Origin of the sequence: Vibrio rhodolitus (assembly GCF_003350325.1) — a bacterium.
GTDB classification, from domain to species: Bacteria; Pseudomonadota; Gammaproteobacteria; order Enterobacterales; family Vibrionaceae; genus Vibrio; species Vibrio rhodolitus.
Genome location: NZ_QLYZ01000025.1, coordinates 1 through 24147 on the forward strand (window position 1 = coordinate 1; position 24147 = coordinate 24147).

Annotated in this window: 24 protein-coding genes and 4 tRNA genes; 14 read left to right on the top strand and 14 right to left on the bottom strand. The window is 46.8% G+C overall.

Annotated elements, in window-relative coordinates:
- The 5 genes from DPF93_RS18490 to DPF93_RS18510 all read right to left on the bottom strand — a co-directional run.
- A partial coding sequence (locus tag DPF93_RS18490; RefSeq protein WP_244204753.1) for a GTP-binding protein occupies window positions 1–221 on the bottom strand: 221 nt, incomplete at its 3' end.
- 102 nt (window positions 222–323) lie between these two features.
- Window positions 324–399 (bottom strand) — tRNA-Thr (locus tag DPF93_RS18495).
- A 13-nt stretch (window positions 400–412) separates the two neighbouring features.
- Window positions 413–487: transfer RNA gene (locus DPF93_RS18500), tRNA-Gly, on the bottom strand.
- A gap of 34 nt (window positions 488–521) precedes the next feature.
- A tRNA-Tyr gene (locus DPF93_RS18505) sits at window positions 522–606 on the bottom strand.
- A gap of 46 nt (window positions 607–652) precedes the next feature.
- A tRNA-Thr gene (locus tag DPF93_RS18510) sits at window positions 653–728 on the bottom strand.
- Between the two features lie 208 nt (window positions 729–936).
- Here DPF93_RS18510 and coaA point away from each other — a divergent pair.
- Window positions 937–1860, top strand: coding sequence for a type I pantothenate kinase (gene coaA / locus DPF93_RS18520; RefSeq protein WP_114767537.1), 924 nt, complete (start codon window positions 937–939; stop codon window positions 1858–1860).
- Between the two features lie 73 nt (window positions 1861–1933).
- Here coaA and DPF93_RS18525 read toward each other — a convergent pair whose 3' ends face one another.
- Together DPF93_RS18525 and DPF93_RS18530 are read right to left on the bottom strand one after the other, a co-directional pair.
- The gene (locus tag DPF93_RS18525) at window positions 1934–2359 is read right to left on the bottom strand and encodes a DUF805 domain-containing protein (protein WP_114767538.1); all 426 of its coding nucleotides are present in this window, start codon (window positions 2357–2359) and stop codon (window positions 1934–1936) included.
- 21 nt (window positions 2360–2380) lie between these two features.
- Window positions 2381–2728 (bottom strand): 5-carboxymethyl-2-hydroxymuconate Delta-isomerase, encoded by a 348-nt coding sequence (locus DPF93_RS18530; protein WP_114767539.1) that lies wholly within the window; start codon window positions 2726–2728, stop codon window positions 2381–2383.
- Between the two features lie 254 nt (window positions 2729–2982).
- Between DPF93_RS18530 and tpiA the strand changes: the two genes are divergently transcribed.
- Both tpiA and DPF93_RS18540 read left to right on the top strand, forming a co-directional pair.
- On the top strand, window positions 2983–3753 hold the full coding sequence (gene tpiA / locus DPF93_RS18535) for a triose-phosphate isomerase (protein WP_114767540.1): 771 nt from the start codon (window positions 2983–2985) through the stop codon (window positions 3751–3753).
- Window positions 3754–3916: 163 nt separating this feature from the next.
- Entirely contained in the window at window positions 3917–5260 is a 1344-nt protein-coding gene (locus DPF93_RS18540) for an MATE family efflux transporter (RefSeq protein WP_114767541.1), read from the top strand.
- A 72-nt stretch (window positions 5261–5332) separates the two neighbouring features.
- Here the strand turns inward: DPF93_RS18540 and rraA are convergent, their stop codons facing one another.
- The 3 genes from rraA to efp form a co-directional block, all read right to left on the bottom strand.
- Window positions 5333–5857: a ribonuclease E activity regulator RraA gene (gene rraA, locus DPF93_RS18545; RefSeq protein WP_114767542.1), complete on the bottom strand. Its 525-nt coding sequence runs from the start codon at window positions 5855–5857 to the stop codon at window positions 5333–5335.
- Between the two features lie 76 nt (window positions 5858–5933).
- The gene (locus DPF93_RS18550; protein WP_114767578.1) at window positions 5934–6851 is read right to left on the bottom strand and encodes a 1,4-dihydroxy-2-naphthoate polyprenyltransferase; all 918 of its coding nucleotides are present in this window, start codon (window positions 6849–6851) and stop codon (window positions 5934–5936) included.
- A 106-nt stretch (window positions 6852–6957) separates the two neighbouring features.
- On the bottom strand, window positions 6958–7524 hold the full coding sequence (gene efp, locus DPF93_RS18555; RefSeq protein WP_075649449.1) for an elongation factor P: 567 nt from the start codon (window positions 7522–7524) through the stop codon (window positions 6958–6960).
- A 33-nt stretch (window positions 7525–7557) separates the two neighbouring features.
- On the opposite strand from efp, the gene epmB reads away from it, so the two are divergent.
- From epmB to DPF93_RS18570, 3 genes are all read left to right on the top strand, one after another.
- Window positions 7558–8580: an EF-P beta-lysylation protein EpmB gene (epmB, locus tag DPF93_RS18560; RefSeq protein ID WP_114767543.1), complete on the top strand. Its 1023-nt coding sequence runs from the start codon at window positions 7558–7560 to the stop codon at window positions 8578–8580.
- An 82-nt stretch (window positions 8581–8662) separates the two neighbouring features.
- Window positions 8663–9166: a type II secretion system protein gene (locus DPF93_RS18565; protein WP_114767544.1), complete on the top strand. Its 504-nt coding sequence runs from the start codon at window positions 8663–8665 to the stop codon at window positions 9164–9166.
- A gap of 90 nt (window positions 9167–9256) precedes the next feature.
- Window positions 9257–9784 carry an MgtC/SapB family protein gene (locus DPF93_RS18570; RefSeq protein ID WP_114767545.1) on the top strand — a complete coding sequence of 176 codons (528 nt, stop codon included), beginning with the start codon at window positions 9257–9259 and terminating at the stop codon, window positions 9782–9784.
- Between the two features lie 90 nt (window positions 9785–9874).
- Here DPF93_RS18570 and pfkA read toward each other — a convergent pair whose 3' ends face one another.
- The 3 genes from pfkA to DPF93_RS18585 all read right to left on the bottom strand — a co-directional run bounded on the left by pfkA (window position 9875) and on the right by DPF93_RS18585 (window position 12603).
- The gene (gene pfkA / locus DPF93_RS18575; RefSeq protein ID WP_114767546.1) at window positions 9875–10837 is read right to left on the bottom strand and encodes a 6-phosphofructokinase; all 963 of its coding nucleotides are present in this window, start codon (window positions 10835–10837) and stop codon (window positions 9875–9877) included.
- 270 nt (window positions 10838–11107) lie between these two features.
- On the bottom strand, window positions 11108–12016 hold the full coding sequence (gene fieF / locus DPF93_RS18580; RefSeq protein ID WP_114767547.1) for a CDF family cation-efflux transporter FieF: 909 nt from the start codon (window positions 12014–12016) through the stop codon (window positions 11108–11110).
- A 98-nt stretch (window positions 12017–12114) separates the two neighbouring features.
- Window positions 12115–12603, bottom strand: a complete 489-nt coding sequence (locus tag DPF93_RS18585; RefSeq protein ID WP_114767548.1) for a CpxP family protein — start codon at window positions 12601–12603, stop codon at window positions 12115–12117.
- Between the two features lie 184 nt (window positions 12604–12787).
- Between DPF93_RS18585 and DPF93_RS18590 the strand changes: the two genes are divergently transcribed.
- The 4 genes from DPF93_RS18590 to trmL all read left to right on the top strand — a co-directional run bounded on the left by DPF93_RS18590 (window position 12788) and on the right by trmL (window position 16206).
- A complete protein-coding gene (locus tag DPF93_RS18590) occupies window positions 12788–13471 on the top strand; it encodes a response regulator (RefSeq protein ID WP_114767549.1) in 684 nt (227 codons plus the stop codon).
- Entirely contained in the window at window positions 13471–14895 is a 1425-nt protein-coding gene (cpxA, locus tag DPF93_RS18595; protein WP_114767550.1) for an envelope stress sensor histidine kinase CpxA, read from the top strand. The genes DPF93_RS18590 and cpxA overlap by 1 nt, the downstream gene beginning before the upstream one ends.
- 99 nt (window positions 14896–14994) lie before the next feature.
- Entirely contained in the window at window positions 14995–15603 is a 609-nt protein-coding gene (locus DPF93_RS18600; RefSeq protein ID WP_114767551.1) for a superoxide dismutase, read from the top strand.
- Window positions 15604–15726: 123 nt separating this feature from the next.
- Window positions 15727–16206 carry a tRNA (uridine(34)/cytosine(34)/5-carboxymethylaminomethyluridine(34)-2'-O)-methyltransferase TrmL gene (gene trmL / locus DPF93_RS18605; RefSeq protein WP_114767552.1) on the top strand — a complete coding sequence of 160 codons (480 nt, stop codon included), beginning with the start codon at window positions 15727–15729 and terminating at the stop codon, window positions 16204–16206.
- Window positions 16207–16288: 82 nt separating this feature from the next.
- Here trmL and DPF93_RS18610 read toward each other — a convergent pair whose 3' ends face one another.
- On the bottom strand, window positions 16289–16792 hold the full coding sequence (locus DPF93_RS18610) for an FxsA family protein (protein ID WP_114767553.1): 504 nt from the start codon (window positions 16790–16792) through the stop codon (window positions 16289–16291).
- Between the two features lie 145 nt (window positions 16793–16937).
- Here DPF93_RS18610 and DPF93_RS18615 point away from each other — a divergent pair, with 145 nt between their 5' ends.
- The 4 genes from DPF93_RS18615 (at window position 16938) to DPF93_RS18630 (ending at window position 23991) form a co-directional block, all read left to right on the top strand.
- Window positions 16938–18857, top strand: coding sequence for a sensor domain-containing diguanylate cyclase (locus DPF93_RS18615; protein WP_114767554.1), 1920 nt, complete (start codon window positions 16938–16940; stop codon window positions 18855–18857).
- Between the two features lie 225 nt (window positions 18858–19082).
- Window positions 19083–20531: an aspartate ammonia-lyase gene (aspA, locus tag DPF93_RS18620; protein ID WP_114767555.1), complete on the top strand. Its 1449-nt coding sequence runs from the start codon at window positions 19083–19085 to the stop codon at window positions 20529–20531.
- Window positions 20532–20676: 145 nt separating this feature from the next.
- Complete coding sequence (locus tag DPF93_RS18625; protein WP_114767556.1) at window positions 20677–21984, top strand: anaerobic C4-dicarboxylate transporter; 1308 nt, start codon at window positions 20677–20679, stop codon at window positions 21982–21984.
- A 213-nt stretch (window positions 21985–22197) separates the two neighbouring features.
- Entirely contained in the window at window positions 22198–23991 is a 1794-nt protein-coding gene (locus DPF93_RS18630) for a protein-disulfide reductase DsbD (RefSeq protein ID WP_114767557.1), read from the top strand.
- Window positions 23992–24147: the final 156 nt, after the last annotated feature.

The window sequence follows — 24147 nt, forward strand, 5'->3', positions numbered from 1 at the left end:
GTTGGAGTGTCGTACTCTACGTGTGAAGTAGAGATTGTGATACCGCGCTCACGCTCTTCTGGAGCGTTATCGATAGATGCGAAGTCACGAGCAGCACCGCCGTAAACTTTTGCAAGAGTAGTACAGATAGCTGCAGTTAGAGTTGTTTTACCGTGGTCAACGTGGCCGATAGTACCAACGTTTACGTGCGGTTTTACACGTTCAAATTTTTCTTTAGACATGAGTTGTCCCTCTAGGTACGGATTTAAGTGGCGCAAAAGACCACGTAACCAAACTTATTGGTGATAAAGTATATATCAAAAGGAAAATTTTGCTTTGAGAGCTGGTGCTGATACCCAGAGTCGAACTGGGGACCTCATCCTTACCAAGGATGCGCTCTACCGCCTGAGCTATATCAGCAACAAATTGTGATTGGAGCGGGCAGCGGGAATCGAACCCGCATCATCAGCTTGGAAGGCTGAGGTAATAGCCATTATACGATGCCCGCACACGTAACTCTTCGAGCTATTTCCTAAAGAATATGGTGGAGGGGGACGGATTCGAACCATCGAAGGCAGTGCCGGCAGATTTACAGTCTGCTCCCTTTGGCCACTCGGGAACCCCTCCAAATTTTTAGCCATTCTCGCTTCCCTGTTTCTAAAACAGGAGGGAATGGTGCCGACTACCGGAATCGAACTGGTGACCTACTGATTACAAGTCAGTTGCTCTACCTACTGAGCTAAGTCGGCATAAGTGGTGCGCATTCTATTGAATGATTTTCTAGCTTGCAATAGCTAATTTGAAAAAAGTAAAATTTTTGCCTAGATTCCACTCATTTGCTGAAATTTCGCACAGTTTTACGCAGAAAATAGTGAATGCCGCATGCTTGTGATTTGCTTTCTAATCCGCTTGATGTATTTTCGCAACTTCTAAGCGACAAAAACAGTTAGGATAACTATGACGCCATACCTCTCTTTTACTCGGCAACAGTGGGCTGAATTGCGCAATTCAGTGCCGATGACATTGTCCGAAGCAGATCTAAAAGAGCTGCAAGGTGTCAATGAGAGCCTAACCATGGAAGAGTCGGTGGAGATCTACCTGCCGCTCGCTCGTTTACTTAACCTGTATATTTCTGCGCGCCAAAGCCGCAACTCAGTTTTGCAGAACTTTCTTGGTGCCACCAATAGTGCGCCGCCGTTTATTATCGGCATTGCCGGCAGTGTCGCGGTGGGTAAAAGTACCACGGCTCGCTTGCTTAAGGCCCTGCTCTCTCGCTGGAGTGACCACCCAAAAGTCGAGTTGGTCACCACCGATGGTTTCCTTTACCCGAAAAAAGTGCTCGACGAGCGCGGTATTATGCACCGCAAAGGCTTTCCTGAGTCATACGATATCAAGCGCTTAGTTGAATTTGTTTCTGACATCAAAGCCGGTAAGCCCAACTTACAAGTGCCCGTCTATTCGCACATTACTTACGATATTACCGATGAAGTCAAAATCGTTGATCGCCCAGATGTGTTAATTATTGAAGGGTTGAACGTTTTGCAAAGTGGTATGGACTACCCGCACGATCCTCATCGCGTCTTCGTCTCTGACTTTTTAGACTTCACTTTGTATGTCGACGCTGAAACCGATGTGATTGAGAACTGGTATGTCGAGCGCTTTTTGAAATTCCGCCAAGGCGCTTTCACGCAACCGGGATCCTACTTTAGTCACTACACACAGTTAACCGAGCAAGAAGCGGTCGATAAAGCGCGCGCCATTTGGCGTAGCATCAACGGGATCAATCTCGAAGAGAACATCTTGCCGACCAAAGGACGCGCGCAACTTGTACTTAAAAAAGGCGCCAGTCACTTAGTCGAAGAAATCCTACTGCGTAAGTAAAGCGCGACTTCGCCAAGCACACAAAGCAAAAGAGCAAGCCACTGGCTTGCTCTTTTCACGTTAGTATAATGAATTAAACTGGCTCAGAACCATATTTATTCTCACCTGGCTGACCTTTTAGAAAGCCACACTCAACCAAAATCCACACACCACATACCAATGCCGCAAGAGATGTCACCATTTGTAGCGTTGAGGTTTCTACAGGCACGCCAGCATCTGCCGCCGGCATCGTCATACGTCCGATGATCAAGGGAATATTGAGTAGCAACCACCAGCTCGATTTACCTCGGTCATGCCAGCGTTTTGCAGTGATCGCCAGATCAGGAATCAACACCAAAATCAAAAAAACTGGCAAAATCAAATGCGCCAAAGATGGGAACAATGCATTCATCCCAATCCCAAATCCGACGATAGTAAAGTAATAGAAAATATTCCAAGTCCAATAGACTTTGCGTCCTATACGACCTTGAAAGGAAAACAGTAACTCTTTCATTGACATCTTACATACCTAAATGGGTGGCTAATTGACCACTTTTTGAAAACACTCTCGGTCCATATCACGTATGTTGATGGTTAAGCTACGAATATGACTGGCTTGCTGCTGCAAAACCGACATAAGCAAACGGGATAACTCTCGTTTTTGATCAGCACTGCGACCATCTAACAGCTCAAACGTCACATGGATAAAGTCTACACTATCAGCTTCTTCACCAATCAGCCAATCGTGATAGCGACGGGCACGCGATTTCAGCGACGGTGTATCGAACAACGCAGATTGTAGCGCAGCATGATGTAAGTCTTCCAACAAACGTTGAATGTTGACTCGCTCTTCAACGGAATTGGAATATTCCATGACTAGATGTGGCATAACGTCCCCTGTAAATCGCCTTTAGTTAGGCACTAATACCAATTTCCCTCACAGATGCCGAGTCTGTTGCTATCATTCTGTCTAAGAGATCACTGATAGCACCTCGCTCGCCCCCTTTGACACAATTTGTCTCTGACAGCGAGTTAGATCCTAAATAAGAAATGATACGGGTCATGATCTACAAGATTTATTCTGTTATATTCTTACGTAGATTTTTTACATTAACGCTTTAATTTAAATATGGAGATATTCCTATGCGTCGTCCTGTAGTGATGGGTAACTGGAAACTTAATGGCAGCAAAGCAATGGTTAAAGAGCTGCTAACTGGTCTTAACGCTGAGCTTGAAGGCGTTGAAGGTGTTGACGTGGCAGTTGCTCCACCAGCACTTTACATCGATCTAGCTGAACAGCTAATCGCAAAAGGCGGTAACAAGATCATCCTTGGTGCACAAAACACTGACCTAAACAACAGCGGTGCATTCACTGGCGACATGTCTCCAGAAATGTTGAAAGACTTCGGTGCTTCTCACATCATCATCGGTCACTCAGAGCGTCGTGATTACCACAACGAATCTGACGAGTTCATCGCGAAGAAATTCAACTTCCTAAAAGAGAACGGTCTAACGCCTGTTTTCTGTATCGGTGAATCTGAAGCACAAAACGAAGCTGGCGAAACTGAAGCTGTATGTGCACGTCAAATCAACGCAGTGATCGACACTTACGGTGTTGAAGCGCTAAACGGTGCAATCATCGCTTACGAACCAATCTGGGCTATCGGTACTGGTAAAGCAGCAACAGCTGAAGATGCACAACGCATCCACGCTTCTATCCGCGCACTAATCGCAGCGAAAGACGAAGCAGTAGCTGAGCAAGTAATCATCCAGTACGGCGGCAGCGTTAAACCAGAAAACGCTGAAGCTTACTTCTCACAACCAGACATCGACGGTGCTCTAGTTGGTGGTGCTTCTCTAGACGCTAAGAGCTTCGCGGCAATCGCTAAAGCAGCTGCGGCAGCAAAAGCTTAATTTTCGCCTTCATTGTCGAAAATAGATTCAAAGGTCAGCCTCGGCTGACCTTTTTGCTACCTACTCAAACAACAATTATAGTTTGCGGCAAATTCACACCTTTGCCCTATCACCTGCGCGGTGAATCAAGTATTCTACGCTTTTCCCCTAGTTCGACTACTTTATGCACGATAAACATGGTCTATTGACCGGCTCGATCCCTAAAGTGCTGCGGCAGATGACCATTCCAATGACGGTTGGCATGATCGCCATCTTAATGTTCAATTTAGTCGATACCTTTTTTATCTCCTTGCTCGGTACTCAAGCGCTGGCGGCAGTCAGCTACACCTTCCCAGTTACCTTTACGGTTAACTGCATTACCATGGGCATTGGCGTAGGACTATCAACCACCATTGGTCGCCTGCTGGGTCAGCGCCAAGCGCAAGATGCCGCGCGCGTGACCAGTCACGGACTGCTGCTCGCCGTAGCGCTAGTCACGCTAGCCTCCACATTGGGCTTACTTACCATTGAACCGCTTTTCCTTGCACTGGGCGCAGAAGCCAAACTGATCCCGCTGATTGAGCAGTATATGGCTATTTGGTACTTCTCAATCCCACTGCTAGTGATTCCTATGGCGGGCAACAGCGCAATTCGCGCCACGGGGGATACCAAAACACCGGCAAAAATCATGATGTTGGCAGGGCTTATTAATGGCGTACTCGACCCGCTGCTGATCTTTGGCTACGGTCCTTTTCCTGAGCTCGGCATCCAAGGTGCAGCCATCGCCAGTGCGGTAAGTTGGTTTGGCGCGTTAATTGGTTCGCTCTATGTGTTGATCAAACGTGAGAAGTTGCTTGCTTGGCCGCACTTCGCTTACCTGGTCGATGATTGCAAGATGATCCTTAAAATTGGCACGCCAGCCGGGCTATCAAATGCGATGTCACCGCTTTCTGGTGCGCTGCTGATGATGATCTTATCGACGCACGGCACCTCGGTGGTAGCTGCCTATGGCGCGGCGCAGCGCATTGAATCTATTTTGATTTTAGTATTGATGTCGCTAACCTCTGCCCTATCGCCATTTATGGCGCAAAACTTTGGCGCAGATAATCCACAGCGCAGCTTTGCGGGGCTTTTCCTTAGCATGCGCTTTGCCATCGCTTTCCAACTGGTGATCTTTATTATGATGGTACCGCTCAGCATTCCGCTTTCAGCCATGTTCTCGCAAGAGCAAGCAGTACAAAACCAGCTGTGGCATTACCTCATTGTGGTGCCGTTTAGCTACGGATTTCAGGGGATCATGATGATGCTGGTTTCCGGTCTCAACGCGATGCATCAACCAATTAAAGCTTTTCAATGGAGCGCAATGCGTTTATTCCTCTTCACCCTACCATTGGCGTGGTTAGGCGGTGTCTGCTACGACGTTGAAGGGGTGTTCTTTGGGATTGCTGTCGGCAACATTTTGGGGGGGAGCTTAAGCTACCTCTATGCATTAAGGCTGCGCGACCAGTATCGCCATCTTTCTGCCTAGCCAAAACTTGAGATGTAAAAAAGCCAGCTTGAATAGCTGGCTTTTATCTATCTTGGTGACTTACTTAGCAACTTATCGCTCTTCGTCCTCAACATCATCTTCATCGAGTTCAAGATCAATATTAAGCGGCTCTTGAGAAAGAATGACACCAGTATTATCTGCATACAGGTAATCTTCTGGGATAAACGTTACGCCACCGAAGTTAACCGGTACATCGATTTCACCTTCACCTTTATTGGTGGCGCCAACAGGAATCGATGCTAAAGCTTGAATACCAATGCTCATGTCTTCCAGCTCATCGACTTCACGCACGCAGCCATAAACCACAATGCCTTCCCATTCGTTCTCTTCTGCCAGCGCAGCAATCTCTGCATCGACCAATGCGCGACGTAATGAACCACCACCGTCAACCAGCAGGACTCGACCTACGCCATCTTGCTCAAGAACATCGCGAATAATGCCGTTATCTTCAAAACATTTTACCGTTGTGATTTGACCGGCAAACGACGCACTACCGCCGAAATTACTAAACATAGGTTCAACTACATCCACTTGATCTAAGTAGATGTCGCATAATGCTGACGTATTGTATTCCATAGCATTTCTTCTCATCGCATTGGTCATATAGATCGAGTATATCCAGTCACTTTGTCATTGCAATGACAAGCTGAATTTAACTCACCAGAGTTTGAGCTATAACCACTCCCGCAAACAGCAAGTTGGTTACCAGCGAACACTTCACTACCACCGGCATCATTGGCGCAATTTGCGCAGGCTGCTCAGCGAGCCAAACCGCTTTGCCGTGCTTAAAAGTCACCATCAGACTGAGTAAAAATGGCAACATCACCCACACTGGTGATGGCTGCAGCAGCAGATAAGCAATAAACGCACACACAGCACCAGCAAGCAGGACAAAGTGATACTGCTTGGCACGCTGTTGCCCTAAGCGTACTGCGACGGTGCGCTTACCGCACAATTCGTCGTTTTCAATATCACGCATATTATTGATATTGAGCACCGCTACCGCGAGTAGACCGCAGCCAATTGCCGGTAAAGCTAAAGAAAGGTCAACGATACCAGTATGGAGAAAATACGTGCCTGCCACGCCGAGTAAACCAAAGAAGATAAACACCGAGATATCACCCAGCCCCACATAACCGTAAGGCTTATTGCCAACGGTGTAAGCTATCGCAGCCCCGATTGCCAGCAGCCCTAAGCCAATAAAGGCGAGGATACTTTCCCAACTGGTTAGGGCATGCAGAACCAAAATTAACCCCGCAATCATGGTCAAAATTACATTGACGATAATCGCTTGCTTCATGGTTTTTGGCGTCACCGCCCCAGATTGAATCGCTCTTGTCGGACCTAGGCGAGCTTCATTGTCGGTTCCCTTGACTGCATCTCCATAATCATTCGCCAGATTCGATAAGATCTGTAGTAGCGTCGCAGTAATAAATGCCAATACCGCAACAGAGAGAGAAAAATGGTGGCTCGAAAACGCCAAAACACTACCGGTCAAAATAGAGACCAGTGCCAAGGGCAAGGTTTTTGGGCGAGCGGCATCAAGCCAAATTTGCAGCGTCTGTTTCATGCTCATCAGTTTAGTGAGATATCCAATAATAAGAATTGTGTCATATCAAAGTTAGCAGAAAAATAAAAAAGGCCACCGAAGTGACCTTTTTTATTTCTAAGCCAGATTATTTAACGCGGCTTACGTATTCTGCTGAACGAGTGTCAACACGGATCACTTCGCCGATAGCGATAAATAGAGGAACACGTACTACTGCACCAGTAGATAGTGTTGCAGGCTTACCACCCGTACCTTGAGTGTCACCTTTTAGACCAGGGTCTGTTTCAACAACTTCTAGCTCAACGAAGTTTGGTGGAGTAACAGCGATTGGGTTACCGTTCCAAAGCGTTAGCATACAAGTGTTGTTTTCTACTAACCACTTAGCGTTTTCGCCAACAGCTTTCATGTCTGCCGCGATTTGCTCGAACGTTTCGTTGTTCATAAAGTGGTAGAATTCGCCATCGTTGTATAGGTAATCTAGATCGATATCCATTACGTCAGCCACTTCAACAGTGTCGCCAGACTTAAATGTTTTCTCTAGAACTTTACCTGAAAGCAGCTTACGGATTTTAACGCGGTTGAAAGCCTGACCTTTGCCTGGTTTTACATACTCGTTTTCGAGAATGACACAAGGCTCGTTATCAAGCATAATTTTAAGACCGCCTTTGAATTCATTCGTGCTAACAGTAGCCATTTTTTCCTCTTACCATTCTTCGAGTTAAATTTAATGCCGCACATCATAACCCGAAATGTCGATTCTGTTGAGCAAAACTGGCTCAAACTGCTAGCGAATGGGATCTCTGATCCTGCAAAACTGCTGGAACTACTGGAGATTGATCCATCACCATGGCAACACGGATTTGAAGCAAGAACGCTTTTTGCACAGCGTGTGCCGCAAAGTTTTGTCGATAGAATGGAAAAAGGCAATCCTTTTGATCCGCTTTTACGCCAAGTTTTACCGTTATCTGAAGAATTTGCGGTCCATGAAGGCTACTCAAATGATCCATTGGAAGAGCAAGATAACGCCATCCCAGGGCTGCTGCACAAATATCGCAATCGCGCGCTGATGATTGTCAAAGGTGGCTGTGCGATCAACTGCCGCTACTGTTTTCGTCGTCACTTCCCGTATGAGGATAACAAAGGCAGTAAAGCGGTGTGGCAAACCAGTTTGGATTACATTGCCGCTCACACTGAGCTCAATGAAGTGATCCTCTCCGGTGGCGATCCGCTGATGGCAAAAGATGCAGAACTGGATTGGCTGATCAAACGTATTGCAGATATTCCGCATATCAAGCGTCTGCGTATTCACTCGCGTCTACCTGTGGTGATCCCCGCTCGTGTTACACCAGAACTGTTAGAAATCTTGCACACTACCCGCTTGCAAGTGGTACTGGTTACGCACATTAACCATGCCAATGAAATCAATCATGAGCTGGCAGAAAAAACGACTCAGCTAAAACAAGCAGGTGTGACGTTACTTAACCAAGGCGTTTTGCTCAAAGGCGTCAATGACAATGTTCCAGCACTAATCGCGCTCAGTGAAGCTTTGTTTGATGCACAGATTTTGCCGTATTACCTACACGTGCTCGACAAAGTACAAGGTGCAGCGCATTTCTTTGTCAGTGACGAGCAAGCAAAACAGCTGATGGCGGGGTTGATAGAGGCTGTCTCAGGCTACTTAGTGCCAAAGCTAACCCGTGAAATTGGTGGTCGCTCGAGTAAGACACCACTCGATTTACACTTAGAGTAATTTTTACGTAATGCGCACAGTTGCCGGCGCTGAGTTTTGTTACAATACTCCAGTCTGTTAACTCACTCACCTCATATGGATCATGAATAGAACACCGCGCGGCTTTACACTTATTGAACTGGTTATTGTTATTGTCGTACTTGGCATCCTCGCGGTTACCGCCATGCCTCGCCTGATCAATTTGCAATCTGATGCGCGCATTGCCGCTCTTGAAGGATTGAAAGCCGGCATGCAAAGCGCTTCGGACATGGTTCATCCCATTGCCATTCGCGAAGGCAAAGACACGCTAGTCAGCTCCGCCATCACGGTTGAAAATGACACTATACAAATTGCTTATGGTTACCCAGCGGCATACGCGAAAGATACTTGGGCTGAACTGATCGAAGCCACTTTTACTGATAGCACATTTCATCCTGACGATCCCGGTGATTGGTACTTTAGCAACCCTCAAGGTGGCGACAACGATAGCTTGATCTACTTTATGCACAAGTCACGCAAGCTAAGGGGCGAAAATTGCTATTTGCAGTACAACGAAGCGAGCGCCACTACCCCGCCATCATTTGAACTTGAAACTAGCGGCTGCTAAAACAACAAACTAAATTTACCTTAAGCAAAACAATCTTTTGTTCGCTAGGACAAAAGATTGCGCCGATACTCCGCGTTTTTGGAGGTCACTATGTCTATTTCACTTGAGTACTATCTCGATTTGGGTCCATTTAGTTGGGCGGGGCTTTTTTGCTGCGCACTGAATGGCGTGCTGATCGGCGTTGAGCGTCAAACTCGCGGTAAACCAGTTGGTATTCGCACCTCGATTTTAGTGATCTCAGGCACCTACTTCTTTATGTCGATGGCAGTCTCACTCTCACCGAACACTCTTGACCAAGCCCGCGTGTTGGGACAAATCATTACCGGTGTAGGCTTTCTCGGCGCTGGGGTCATGATGACGCAAGATGGCAAGATTCATGGCGTAACCTCCGCGGCGGTTATCTGGGTTCTTGCCGCTTTAGGAATGATGATAGGGCTTGGCTATATGCAGCAATCGGTGCTGATTACCTTACTGGCTTTAAGCGTGTTGCTCGGCGTCGACAAAGCGGAAAACCGCATCAAAGCACTGCGTCGTGGGGTACATAAAACCTTTCAAAAACGCGCCGCGCCAAGTCGGGCTAAGTCGATCGATAAGAACAAAAACGACAAACAAAACTGAGTTGTCATCTTTATAGCAACAACGAAGACCGCCAATCACAGATACAAAAAAACCACCTCAAAAGGTGGTTTTTACATCATTCAAAGTCGCTTAGAACAATTCTTCCGCCACTTTGTATAGATCGTTACGTACTGGACGCTTCATGTTCTCGATTGCATCGATGATATCGTGGTGAACAAGTTGCTCTTTAACGATACCAACACAACGACCACCGTGACCTTCTAGTAGTAGGTGTACTGCGTAGTTACCCATACGAGATGCTAGTACACGGTCAAATGCCGTTGGACGACCACCACGTTGAATGTGACCTAGAACGGTTGCACGAGTTTCACGACCTGTCGCCGATTCAATCTCTTTTGCTAGCTCGTTAGCATCCATCATTAGCTCAGTAAGCGCGATGATCGCGTGTTTCTTACCTTTTTCGATGCCATCTTGGATATTGCCAATTAGCTTCTCTTTGTCTAGACCCGTTTCAGGCGTGATGATGTACTCGCAGCCGCCTGCGATAGCAGACATAAGAGTTAGGTCGCCACAGTGACGGCCCATGATTTCAACGATAGAGATACGTTGGTGAGATGATGAAGTATCACGAAGACGGTCGATCGCATCAATAACTGTGTTTAGTGCAGTTAAGTAGCCGATAGTGTAATCCGTGCCTGCGATATCGTTATCGATAGTGCCTGGCAGACCGATACATGGGTAACCCATTTCAGTTAGCTTTTTCGCACCCATGTAAGAACCGTCACCACCGATCACAACCAGTGCGTCAATGTCGTGTTTCTTCAGGTTTTCGATCGCTTTTTCACGAACTTCAACTTCACGGAATTCTGGGAAACGTGCAGAACCTAGGAAAGTACCACCTTTGTTGATCACATCAGACACGCTAGAGCGGTCTAGTTTCACGATGCGGTCTTCGTATAGACCTAAGTAACCGTCTTGAACGCCGTAAACTTCCAAACCTTCAGATAACGCTGTGCGTACTACGCCACGGATTGCCGCGTTCATACCTGGTGCGTCACCACCACTCGTCAAAACACCGATCTTCTTAATCATGCTCACCCTCGATTTTTGGGAATCTTGTTTCAATTTTTACGTTAGAGGCTTTCAAAAAAGCCGCTGACCAGATTCTTTAGTTGTGCAATATGTTACCTTGCCTTGAAAGGAATACTACTTTTATTTGCACGAAATTATGTAAGTTTTCTACTTATGTAAGAGTATTACAGTTTTACTCATTAACTTTGTTGATACATATCAGTATCACGTTTATTTGTCGTATCGCTGAAAAGATAGCCAATGAAATCTTGCTGTCCAGCACCCGTTTTTTTACCAATCTGCCGACTTTTGTATCCGCTCTGAGGTATGTACCACCGAGTATGGGTCTTGGTGGATAAGGATATCCGCCTGAGGAAAGGCTGCCAGTAAACTCAGCTCTACCTGATCAGAAATTCGATGCGCCTCAATTAATTTTAGTTCGTCTTCCAATTCTAGATGGAGTTGAATAAAACGCACCGGCCCCGACATACGAGTTCGTAACTGATGCACACCAAGTACCCCTTCAACCTGTAAGCAGACCTGTTTTATTTTCAGAAGTTCTTCCTCAGGTAACTGGCGGTCGAGTAAGGCTTGAATCGCCTCATGCACCATTTTAAACGCGCTATATAAGATGTAGATGCCGATGGCGACAGCAAACACAGCATCCGCCTGCCCTAACCCAAACCAGCTCAGCCCCAGCGCCAACATGATTGCCGCATTCATATAAAGGTCGGTTTGATAATGCAGTGAGTCTGCAGCAATCGCCTGGCTGCCAGTTTTGCGTACGACACTTTTTTGAAATTGCACCAGCGCAAATGTAACCAAAATGGCAAAGAAGCTGACATAAACACCAAGCTCTGGCGATTGTAAGTCTTGCGGACGGAAAAAACGCTCAATGCCGTTGAGGATCAAGAACACCGCCGAGCCGGAAATAAACATCGCCTGTGCCAAAGCGGCGAGCGACTCCGCTTTACCATGCCCAAAACGATGCTCTTTGTCGGCAGGTTGCAGAGAAAAGCGAATCACGATGAGATTGACCACTGACGCCGCAATATCAAGCATCGAGTCGATCAATGAAGCCAATAAACTGACCGATCCGGTGATCCACCAGACCGCCAGTTTAACAATCAGTAAGAAGGTGGCGACTAGGGTAGCCGCCCATGCCGCTAAGGTGACAAGTTTTGCGTAGTCTTGTTTCATTGCACTGTTTTTATCATCTAGGATGTCGCAATTATAACCAGCTTAGCCAATAAGCAACAAGGCAGCCAATTGGCTGCCTTGTATCGGTATCAATTTGATTAATCGTGATGTTTACGTTTATCTGCACATTTCTCCATGCGCTCTTTGCTCAGCTCAACAAACTTAGCTTTTTGCTCTGGCGTTAACACGCTCAGCATTTGGTGCTGCTTCTCTAGCATCTTCACTTTGCGCTCTGTTTGCTTCTCAACCATCTGCTTCGCAAGCTCATTCGCTGCTGCTTGGTCAAAGTTATCTGCTAATACAAGTTGCTGAACTTTCTCATGTTGAGCTTGGCGCTCAGCTTTACGCGCTTCAAAGTTCGCTTGATAGTTCTCTTTCATCTGCGCTTTGTTGGTTTCACGCATCTGTTTAAGCTGATCTTTTTGTGCGTCAGTTAAATCTAACTGTTTGATGATGCCACGATCCATACCACCTTGGCAGTGACCACCTTTGTGATCACCTTTGCCACCGAAAGCTAGTGCACTTGCTGATGCAAATACCATTGGAACAACCGCTGCAGCCAATACAAGTTTCTTAACAGTTTTCATAATCTATACCTTTTAAGTGTGTTCGAGAGGCTGCGATTGCAGCGCTTGAATATAGATTAGATCTCTGGAGGTAAATTGGCGTCTAGGGAGCGTAAAGATACGTAAAGAGCAAAATTTACGCTAATGCTCAGACGCAATAACCAGTAATATACTTGAGGTAACGCTTATATAAAGGGCATAAAGCATGGCGCATATCTTATTGATTGATGACGATACCGAACTCACTGGTTTACTCAAAGAAGTACTCTCCTTTGAGGGCTTCAGTGTTTCTGAAGCCAATGATGGTGAAGCTGGGTTGGCAGCATTAAATAAAGACATCGACTTAATCTTATTGGATGTGATGATGCCAAAACTCAATGGCACGGAAACCCTCAAACGCATTCGCGAGAAATGGGATACGCCAGTATTAATGCTCACCGCCAAAGGCGAAGAGATTGACCGCGTGATCGGTCTTGAACTTGGCGCAGATGACTATTTGCCTAAGCCATTTAGTGATCGTGAACTGATGGCACGTATTCGCGCCATTTTACGCCGCACACAGAACACCACCAGCAAATCGAGTGATTGCCTTGAATATCAAGATCTCAAAGTCTATCCAGGCAAACAAGAGGCTTACTGCCAAGAGCAGTTAATCGAGCTCACTACCACGGAGTTTGCTTTGCTCAGTCACTTTGTTGCCAATCCTGGCGCGACGATCACTAAAGAAGAGCTGAGTTTAGATGTATTGGGTAAACGTCTTGCCGCCTTTGATCGTGCTATCGATATGCATGTCTCCAACTTACGCAAGAAACTGCCTGAACGCTCTGATGGCAAACCGCGCATTAAAACCCTGCGCGGACGTGGCTACCTGTTGATGGAGGAAGATTGATGCGCTTTCCGCGTTTCACCAGCCTGTATGGGCGTATTTTTGCGATTTTTTGGCTAACCATGCTGCTCGTGTTGATCGCGGTACTTGCCCTGCCACACCTTGACCCACGTAAGCCTCATGCCATTCCAGCCGAAAATTATAAACAGATGCAGCTGTTCGCTGCCTCTGTGGAAAAGCGCTATCAAGACGAAACCAATTTCAAGCGGCTACTACGTAAAATAGAGGCGGATCGCCCTGCATCTTTGCACTCAAAGTCAGATCCTCGCGATGGTAAATCTCGCTCGCGCTCGACAAAACCGCTCTATTTCCTAACCGATCTCGACGGCAATATTGTCAGTATTCAAAAGCAACACGATTTTAAGATCCGCGCACTGCAAAACCTGATTTCCACCATAGAGTCACCTGAACAACCAAAGCAGCGCTTATACGGTCGCTTTATGGTAGCCGGTCCAGTGCCAGTGACATTAGCGGGACAACCTTTACACATGTATATCTCATTTAAATGGGATGAGCCGCCACCGTTTCTGCTGCGCCTATTTGATCACCCATTGCAACTGCTACTGACTGTAATGCTGGTGAGTACTCCATTTTTGCTGTGGCTTGCTTGGGCGTTGAGCCAACCCGCACGCAAGTTAGAACGCGCAGCAAAGCGCGTGGCAAAGGGCGAATTTATTGCCGATCCCAGCTTAGAAAAAGGCACTTCAGAGTTTCGTCAAGCGGGCACTGCATTTAACCAGATGGTACAAGACGTCAATCAGATGATTTCTGGTCAACAGCGCTTGTTATCGGATATCTCTCATGAGCTGCGCTCACCTTTGACTCGTCTGCGCATGGCGACCGCGCTGGCAACACGTAAACAAGGTGAAAGTCCTGAACTGACTCGTATTGATACCGAAGCGCAGCGACTAGAGCAGATGATCGCAGAGCTGCTAGAACTGTCGCGCACTCAGTTGGATAGCCACACTGATCGAGAGCAACAGCCGCTTACCAGTTTATGGGAAGCGATCCTGAGCGATGCCCAATTTGAAGCGGAGCAGATGGATAAAACACTCAGCTACTCTCCGATTCCCGAGCGAATGATTTCTGGTAAGCCTAAGCTGCTAATGAGTGCGCTGGATAACATCGTGCGCAATGCCATTCATTACGGCAAAGATCAGATCCAAGTCTCCATCAACGCCGATCGCGAACAGGTGATTGTGCATGTAGATGACAATGGTGAAGGGGTTGCAGAACACGAGCTAGAAGCAATTTTCCGTCCTTTCTACCGTGTCTCCACTGCGCGAGACCGTGTGAGCGGTGGTACTGGATTAGGGCTGGCGATTACTCAAACGGCCGTGCGCCAGCATAGTGGTACTATCGAGGCAAGCCGCAGCCCACTTGGTGGATTGCGGGTCACGGTGTGTTTACCACTACTCTACGAATAAGGTTATTTGGAACATCACGGCAAATACCCTTATAAAATCACAGTTGATAATCGATATCATTATCATTTAAAGTAAATCCTTCACCGAGGAGGATTTACTATGTCGCATTTATTTCCAGAGCTTCCTTACGCTTATGACTCGTTAGAGCCATATATCGATGCTAAAACAATGGAAGTTCATTACAGCAAACATCATCGCACTTATTACGATAAATTCATTGTCGCTATCGCAGGTAGCGACCTTGAAGCCACCCGTCTAGAAGACATCTTCGCCAATATCTCTCAGTTATCACCCGCTGTGCGCAATAATGGCGGAGGTTACTACAATCACATTCTCTATTGGAACTGCATGGCACCCAATGGTGGTGGCGAGCCAAGCGGCAAACTGGCCGAGGCAATTAAGCAAACCTTTGGCAGCTTTAGCGCCTTCCAAGAGCAATTTGCCCAAGCAGCAGTCAATACCTTTGGTTCTGGTTTTGTGTGGTTAATTGTCAAAGATGGTCAGCTAGAGATTGTTTCCACCCCCAACCAAGACAATCCTCTAATGGATGTCTCCTCGGCACAAGGCGAGCCAATCCTTGCTTTAGATGTGTGGGAGCATGCTTATTACATCAGCTATCAAAACCGTCGCCCAGAATACATCGATGCATGGTGGAACGTAGTCAACTGGTCAGCGATTGAAGATAACTATAGCCAAGCTATCGCGTAGTCAGTTTACTAATAACGTCAGTCAGCGACGTGCATAACGTCGCTAAATTTTGCCTATCTATCCCCCACATCCGTGCATACTGTTATACTCGATGCAGTTTTCTTCACTACACCGTTAGATTCCATGTTTGATATCGCTTTATACGAACCGGAAATTGCGCCAAATACTGGCAACATTATTCGACTGTGTGCCAACTGCGGCGCCAACCTACACCTAATCGAGCCGCTTGGTTTCGATTTAGAAGAGAAAAAAGTCCGCCGTGCAGGCTTGGATTACCACGATCTGGCCCGCGTGAAACGTCATAAAAACCTGCAAGAATTCCTTGATTATTTGCAAGATGAACGCGAAGGCGACTTCCGTATTTTCGCTTGTACCACCAAGACAACCGGTCATCACGTTGATGCCAAGTTCCAGCAAGGTGATGTGCTGCTATTTGGTCCTGAAACGCGCGGCTTGCCTGCTGATGTCATTGATAGCTTGCCAATGGAACAACGCATCCGCATTCCTATGATGCCAGATGCGCGTAGCCTCAACTTGTCGAATGCAGTGGCGATCATCGCGTATGAAGCGTGGCGCCAAATGGGATTTGACGGTGCGCAGTAAGCGCAGATTTTCGATATAACTTCGATATAGCTACAATATAAAAAGGGCGTCGAAGCGCCCTTTGTGTCAATTAATACCAAGCTTAGTTGAGCTTGTGACGATCATTGTCATCGTCATCTTTACGCTCATATTCACCTTCAAAGGTGTTGCCATTCTCACCGCGTTGATCGAATGGATTTCTTTGGAGCGGATCTTGATCAAAACCGCCATGAAAACCACCACCGACGGATTTCACCACCATTTTGCTCATCAAATATTTAGCAATGGCAGCGCGTGGGGCCGGCAATAGCACCAACATGCCAAGCGCATCGGTCATAAAACCTGGAGTGAGCAGCAAGACACCAGCAACGGCAAGCATTACGCCTTCAAAGATTTGCTGCGCAGGTAATTCACCTTGTTGTAGACGGTTTTGCACATTCATTAATGTCTGCAAACCTTGGCTTCGAACCAATGACGCACCAACAAACGCGGTGATCAACACTAATGCAATCGTTGGCCATAAGCCAAGAAATCCGCCCACTTGGATAAACAGGCCAATCTCAATAATCGGTACTAAGATAAATAGTAAAAGTAAGATAGGAAACACAAGCCCTCCTTTGTTACGCACACATTAGCGTTAAGCCGCCCGAACGACAACTGTTTCCATTCACGAAATGTTAGAAATCATGACTGGCAAAAATATCCAGAATGATCTACGGTATAGCTGTAAACAGTGCGAGTGACATACAATAATGAAAAGACTAGTGCGTATTGGCAAAAATATACTGGTCTTGTGGTTAGGTCTAACACTGATCCCGCTGCTCTACTACTGGTACGTCAGTTCCAAAACACAAGACGAGATTTACGCTCAGCTTAAAGATCAGGGGCTGCAGTTTCTCTCGTTTGTCGATCAGCGAGCGCAAGTCATCTATTCTGAAATTGACAAAACCACTTACGAAATCAGCCACTCCTCACTGCTGCATGATTTTGCTCATACCAACGACAAAACACTCAAAAACTATCTGCAGAAGCAATGGTATATTGCCTCTCTCAATTCATCTCGTTTTGATCAACTACGTTTTCTTGATGCTAACGGACAAGAGGTGATTCGAGTCGACTACCCAAATGGCAGCGAGCAACCGTCGATTGTGCCAGCCAAACAACTGCAGAACAAAGCGCACCGCGACTACTTTTTACATGCGCAGCAACTCAAACAAAACCAAACCGGTTATGTCGGTCTTGATTTAGAGTATGAGTTTGGCAAACCAGTACTGCCCTATAAACCCGGCTTTCGCATTATCTATCCTCTGGATTATCACCACGACGAGCGACACGAAAGACTTGGCTATTTTATTGCCAACTTAGACGTACTGCAGTTGATTGATGAAATCACACAAAACACTCAAGATTTGCCGGTCGATTTCGTTAATCAAGATGGCTTCTATATTCTCAGCACCCGTACCAATCGTCTCTTTGGTCACTTAATTAATGAAAGAGAGCACCATCAACTCAGCCAAGAGCAACCTGAGTTATGGCATAAGATACAACAGCAACCCAATTCAGGCAGCTACCTAACGAGCGAAGGGCTTTACGTTTATCGCGCGGTACAAACGCCGTTACTTGATCATGTAAACAACCTGACCTCTCTCACCTTCTACCCGAAAAGTCTGTTTAGCCAAGGGAGTAATAACCGTTTTGAGCTCTTGTTACTTGAAGTCGGCATCATTTGGTTAGCGTTAGGCTTAGGTGCCGGTATTTTTACCCTGATGTTCGAAGCCTATCGGCGCAATAAAATCGATCATGCCTTTACCAATCTTTTGCTCGAGAGCGGCAGCGCTATCGTTTTAACCGATAGCCAATTTAATATCCTTAAAGCCAATGGGCGCTTTATGGAGTTAACCGGACTGCATCACGAACAACTGATCGGTGCACAAGTAACCCATTTGCAACAGTTGCCGATTTCCAGTGAACAGCTCCAGAAGGCGTTACATCAATATCGCTATTGGAAAGGCAGCAGTGAACTGCGCACCACCACAGAGCAACTGGTCAGTTGCGAGGTGGAAATACGCCCACTCAATCCACATCAGCCTAATGTGCACTATTTCGTCCACGCTTTTACCGATATCAGCGTCCACCAACAGCGAATCGCTCAGTTGCAAGCGCTGAGTGAATGCGACAGCGCGACAAACCTGTGGAACAAAGCCAAGTTTGAAGCCTTGCTGAGCAATCAAGCCCAACTCATCGCTCGCTATAAAAACCATCCACCGAGTTGTTTGGCTATTATTGATATTGATGACTTTAAACGGATCAATGACTCTCGTGGTCATGCTTTTGGCGATCAAGCCATCTTGCATGTCAGCCATACCTTGCGCCAAGTGATGCGTGACAGCGATGCCATCGGTCGGATTGGTGGCGACGAATTTGCGATGATCATCCAACATGTCGACACTAAAAAAGCCTTGTTACTGATGCGCCGCGTCAGCCAAGAGGTGGCGCGTTGGTCTGAATACCCCATCACGATCAGTGTCGGTATCGCACCCATTGGTGCCAATTGGCAAAGTTGTTATGAATTGGCGGACAACTGCTTATATCGGGCGAAAAAATCGGGGCGAAATTGCGTGATTGCCCATGGCATTAACAATCTCGTCTCTATTGATCATCACTCTGCGTAACAACTTCGGCATGGTTAAATGAAGTGCATCAAATTGATGAAATATTTTTCATTGCTTTGGTGTAAATAGTGATCCAGTTACTATTTTTATGAACTAGGTCCAGTATCATGTGGCACATAAAGTCAGGACGGATTTTCAGCCAAGCTTTCTGGCGAATGGATTCTTAATTTCAGAATTGGCATGACATTCAGCTTAATTTGATAATAATTCTTAAAGGATCCACCTATGGCTACCCTAACAGAAGCGACTGCAGCTAACTCAGCCACTCGTATCGAAGAAGATCTACTCGGCGAACGCCACGTTCCTGCCGATGCTTACTACGGTATTCACACCCTACGCGCGATCGAAAACTTCAATATCTCTAACGTTACCATCTCTGATGTGCCTGAATTTGTGCGCGGTATGGTAATGACGAAGAAAGCCGCTGCTCTCGCTAACAAAGAGCTTGGCGCAATTCCAAAAGATGTTGCTGACTACATTCTTCAAGCATGTGATTTGATCTTGGAAACAGGCAAGTGCATGGACCAATTCCCGTCAGACGTATTCCAAGGCGGCGCAGGCACATCGGTGAACATGAACACCAACGAAGTGATTGCTAACGTTGCGCTTGAGCTAATGGGCAAAGAAAAAGGTCAATACCAGTTTATCAACCCGAACGATCACGTTAACAAGAGCCAATCAACCAACTGTGCTTACCCAACAGGTTTCCGTATCGCGGTTTACAACAGCGTACATAAACTGATGGATGCGATTGAGTACCTAAAAGGGGCATTTGAGCTGAAAGCACAAGAGTTCAAAGGCGTATTGAAAATGGGTCGTACTCAGTTGCAAGACGCGGTACCAATGACGGTTGGTCAAGAGTTCCACGCATGGGCTGTTACACTAAACGAAGAAATTCGTGCGCTTGATTACACATCTAAACTGCTACTTGAGATCAACCTAGGCGCAACAGCTATCGGTACTGGTCTAAACGCACCTGCAGGTTACCAAGGTCTTGCGGTTAAGCACCTTGGCGAAGTTACTGGTCTTGAAGTTGTGCCAGCAGAAGACTTGATTGAAGCGACCTCAGACTGTGGTGCTTACGTAATGACGCACGGCGCACTAAAACGCCTAGCGGTTAAGCTATCTAAGATCTGTAACGACTTGCGTCTACTTTCTTCTGGTCCACGCGCTGGTCTTAATGAGCTGAACCTTCCTGAACTACAAGCAGGTTCATCTATCATGCCAGCTAAAGTAAACCCAGTAATTCCTGAAGTGGTTAACCAAGTATGTTTTAAAGTACTAGGTAACGACAACACCATCTCTTTCGCAGCAGAAGGTGGTCAACTACAGTTAAACGTAATGGAACCAGTCATCGCGCAAAGCATGTTTGAGTCAATCTCTCTACTACACAATGCGTGTGTGAACCTACGTGATAAGTGTATTGACGGCATCACAGTAAACAAAGAAATCTGTGAGAACTACGTGTACAACTCAATCGGTATCGTCACTTACCTAAACCCATACATTGGTCACCATGAAGGCGACATCGTGGGCAAAATTTGTGCAGAAACCGGTAAGAGCGTGCGTGAAGTAGTGCTAGATCGTGGATTATTGACTGCAGAAGAGCTTGACGAGATCCTTTGCGTTGAAAACTTCATGCATCCAACGTATAAAGCCAAACGTTACGAATAACAAATACCACAAGGGTCCCAAGCGGACCCTTTTTTAACGCCGCAATTTGGCGAAAATTTCAGTTCATGGTAAATGGCGCGTTTTGCTAATACGCTTTTTTTAGCAACGCCAATCATGGGCAAACTAAAACAGACGGGGGTCATTTATGGTAGCGGTCGAACTGTTCGTCGTTCTGCTCTTTATCTTTATAGGGGCGAGAATTGGCGGTATTGGCATTGGTTTTGCGGGCGGTGCTGGGGTTATTGCACTGTCTTTAGGCTTGGGTGTACCCACCAGCCAAGCTTACATTCCAGTCGATGTTATCTTAATCATTATGTCGGTGATTACCGCCATTGCTGCTATGCAAGTGGCAGGCGGCTTAGAGTGGTTGGTACAAGTGGCAGAAAACTTTCTGCGTAAAAATCCTAAACGCATCACCTTCTACGCACCGATTGTGACCTTTGTGATGACTTTAATGGCAGGCACAGGACACACTGCATTTTCAACCCTACCAGTGATTGCAGAAGTGGCGAAGGGTCAAGGCGTGCGACCATCTCGTCCGCTGTCTATCGCAGTGATCGCTTCACAAATTGCCATTACAGCCTCACCAATTTCAGCAGCCGTGGTTGCCTTTGCTGCCATGCTCGCCCCTGTGGGTGTCGACTACCTCACACTGCTTGCGGTGTGCATTCCAACCACTTTTATTGCCTGCATGATTGGCGCATTTGTAGCAAACTTTATGGGCAGCGAGCTTAAAGATGACCCTATCTACCAAGAGCGTCTAGAGCAAGGTCTAATAAAACTGGCAAGCGAAGAACAGCGAGAGATTCTACCAAGTGCCAAAAAGGCAACCTATGTGTTCCTGGCTGCAATTGCCTTGGTTGTCGGCTACGCAGCACTGATTTCTGATTCCATCGGACTCATTGAAAATCCCGCATTGGGTCGCAATGAAGCGATCATGACGGTGATGCTTGCTGCTGCTGCGGTGATTGTCATGATCACCAAAATTGATGCTAACCAAATCCCATCTGCCAGTACTTTCCGCTCAGGCATGACTGCCTGTGTGTGTGTGCTCGGTGTGGCTTGGCTGGGGGCGACATTTGTTAACGCACACGTCGATGGCATCAAAGAGATCGCCGGTGAACTACTGGCAGACTACCCTTGGATGCTGGCGCTGGTGCTATTTTTTGCCTCGATGCTACTTTACTCACAAGGCGCGACTACGGTAGCGCTAATGCCAGCTGCACTTGCGATTGGCGTTGCCCCATTAACTGCGGTCGCCTCTTTTGCCGCGGTGAGTGCGCTATTTGTGTTGCCAACCTACCCAACCCTGTTGGCGGCAGTTGAAATGGATGATACTGGCTCAACTCGTATCGGTAAGTATGTATTTAACCACCCATTCTTTATTCCTGGTGTGGTAACCATTACTTCAGCAGTCACACTCGGCTTTATCTTTGGTGGCATGGTGATTTAGTCACTCCAAAAAAGACATCGAACACAACATCTTTTAAGGCGCTGCGGCGCCTTTTTTATACCAGCTTTGCCGCTTCCTCTACCATTAATAAAAACCACCTTGGTTGAAACTATTTAGTGCTTTTCCCTGTCCTATACAGTCTGCGAAGGTTAGATTGGATAAAAAGTCAGCCTGTACGTAAAATACCCGCAAGTTAAATAAAGTGATGTCTCTATGCGCTCAGTTTTTTCCCTGTTATTTTTATGCCTGAGTTTTTTGGCAACCCCAGCAATGGCGCTGTTTGGCAACAATGCCGCCACGCCAAGCTTTGCCACTGACAACAACCGCTTTGTGCCGGTTGATGAAGCATTCCCGTTCAACCATTTTCAACAAGGTAATCGTGTCTTCCTCGACTGGCAGGTAAAACAAGACTATTACCTTTACCAAGAACGTATTTCGGTCAGCGCAGAAAATGTCTCGCTCGGTGATCTCACCATGCGCAATGGTGAGCCATACCACGATGAGTTTTTTGGTGATGTGCACATCTATACCGAGCCGCTGTTTGTTGAAGTACCGCTTGAACAATATCAAACTGGCGCACGTTTGATCGTCCAATATCAAGGGTGTGCTAAAGCTGGCTTTTGCTACCCACCTGAGACACGTGTGATTGATGTCGAGCCCTTTGCTACCAGCACCAGCGAAGCCGTTAATAACACAGTCAATGCAGAGCCTGCCGCCCAAACGGCAACGCAAACTCAATCAAGCGCACCTCAATCACAAGAAAGCTCACTGGCGGGGAAACTAGCCGATAATTGGTGGACACCACTGCTATTTTTAGCCCTTGGTGTGGGTCTGGCATTTACGCCTTGCGTGTTACCTATGTACCCAATTCTTACCAGTATTGTGTTGGGTAGTGGCAAGCTAAGCCATCGCCGCGCGTTAAGCCTGTCGTTTATCTATGTGCAAGGCATGGCATTAACATACACCTTGCTCGGCTTGGTTGTTGCCTCGGCGGGCATGCAGTTTCAAGCCGCGATGCAGCATCCATACGTGCTGATCGGTTTGAGCGTTATGTTTGTCGCGCTAGCGCTTTCTATGTTTGGCGTTTATACCCTACAACTGCCTGCCAGTGTGCAAACCTGGCTAAGTGGTTTAAGTAATAAACAGCAAGGTGGCAGCAATGCTGGCGTGTTTGCCATGGGGGCAATTTCAGGCTTGGTCTGCTCACCATGTACCACTGCCCCGCTGTCTGGCGCACTGCTTTATGTGGCGCAAAGTGGCGATCTGCTGACTGGCGCGGTGGCTCTGTATGCACTGGCATTAGGCATGGGGATCCCGCTGATGCTCGCGGCAGTGTTTGGCAACAAGCTGCTGCCAAAAGCTGGCGGTTGGATGGATAGGGTGAAAATCCTGTTTGGCTTTGTGCTGCTTGCTGCGCCGATTTTCTTACTTGAACGCATCTTGCCTGAAGCGTGGGCAATCACGCTTTGGTCGGCACTTGGCATCGTCGCGTTTGGTTGGCTCTATCATGTTAAAAACAGCCTCACCTTTGGTGGCTGGAAACAGAGCATGGTCGGTATTATCGCCGTGCTGGGCTTAGTCACCTCGGTGCAACCGCTCTATAGCACCTGGATAAATCCACCAGCACAAGAGCATCAAACCAGTATCGAATTTATCAAAGTCACGACCGTCGCCGAGCTTGAACAGCAGTTGAGTGCCGCCAAACAAGCGGGTAAGCCCGTGATGCTCGACTACTACGCCGATTGGTGTGTCGCCTGTAAAGAGTTTGAGAAGTACACCTTCCATACGCCGAACGTCGAAGCCAAGCTGCAAGATTTCGTTTTGTTGCAAGCTGACGTAACGAAAAATCAGCTACAAGACATCGAGTTACTGCAACGTCTTAATGTGCTCGGGCTACCAACTATTGAGTTTTGGGACGCCAGTGGCAAACATGTCGTCAATGCGCGTATTACTGGCTTTATGGATGCGCCAAGCTTTATTGATCACCTTAATAGCCACCAGCTATAAGCGAGATCTTGGTTAACTTAAACGCCTCAGATTAACTGAGGCGTTTTTATTTCTAAGACAAAAGTCGATTTAGTTCAGACTTTTAGCGTACAAAGATTGTTCAAAACGTCAAACGACATAATAATTCTATTAACTTAATAACAATAAGTGATTAAC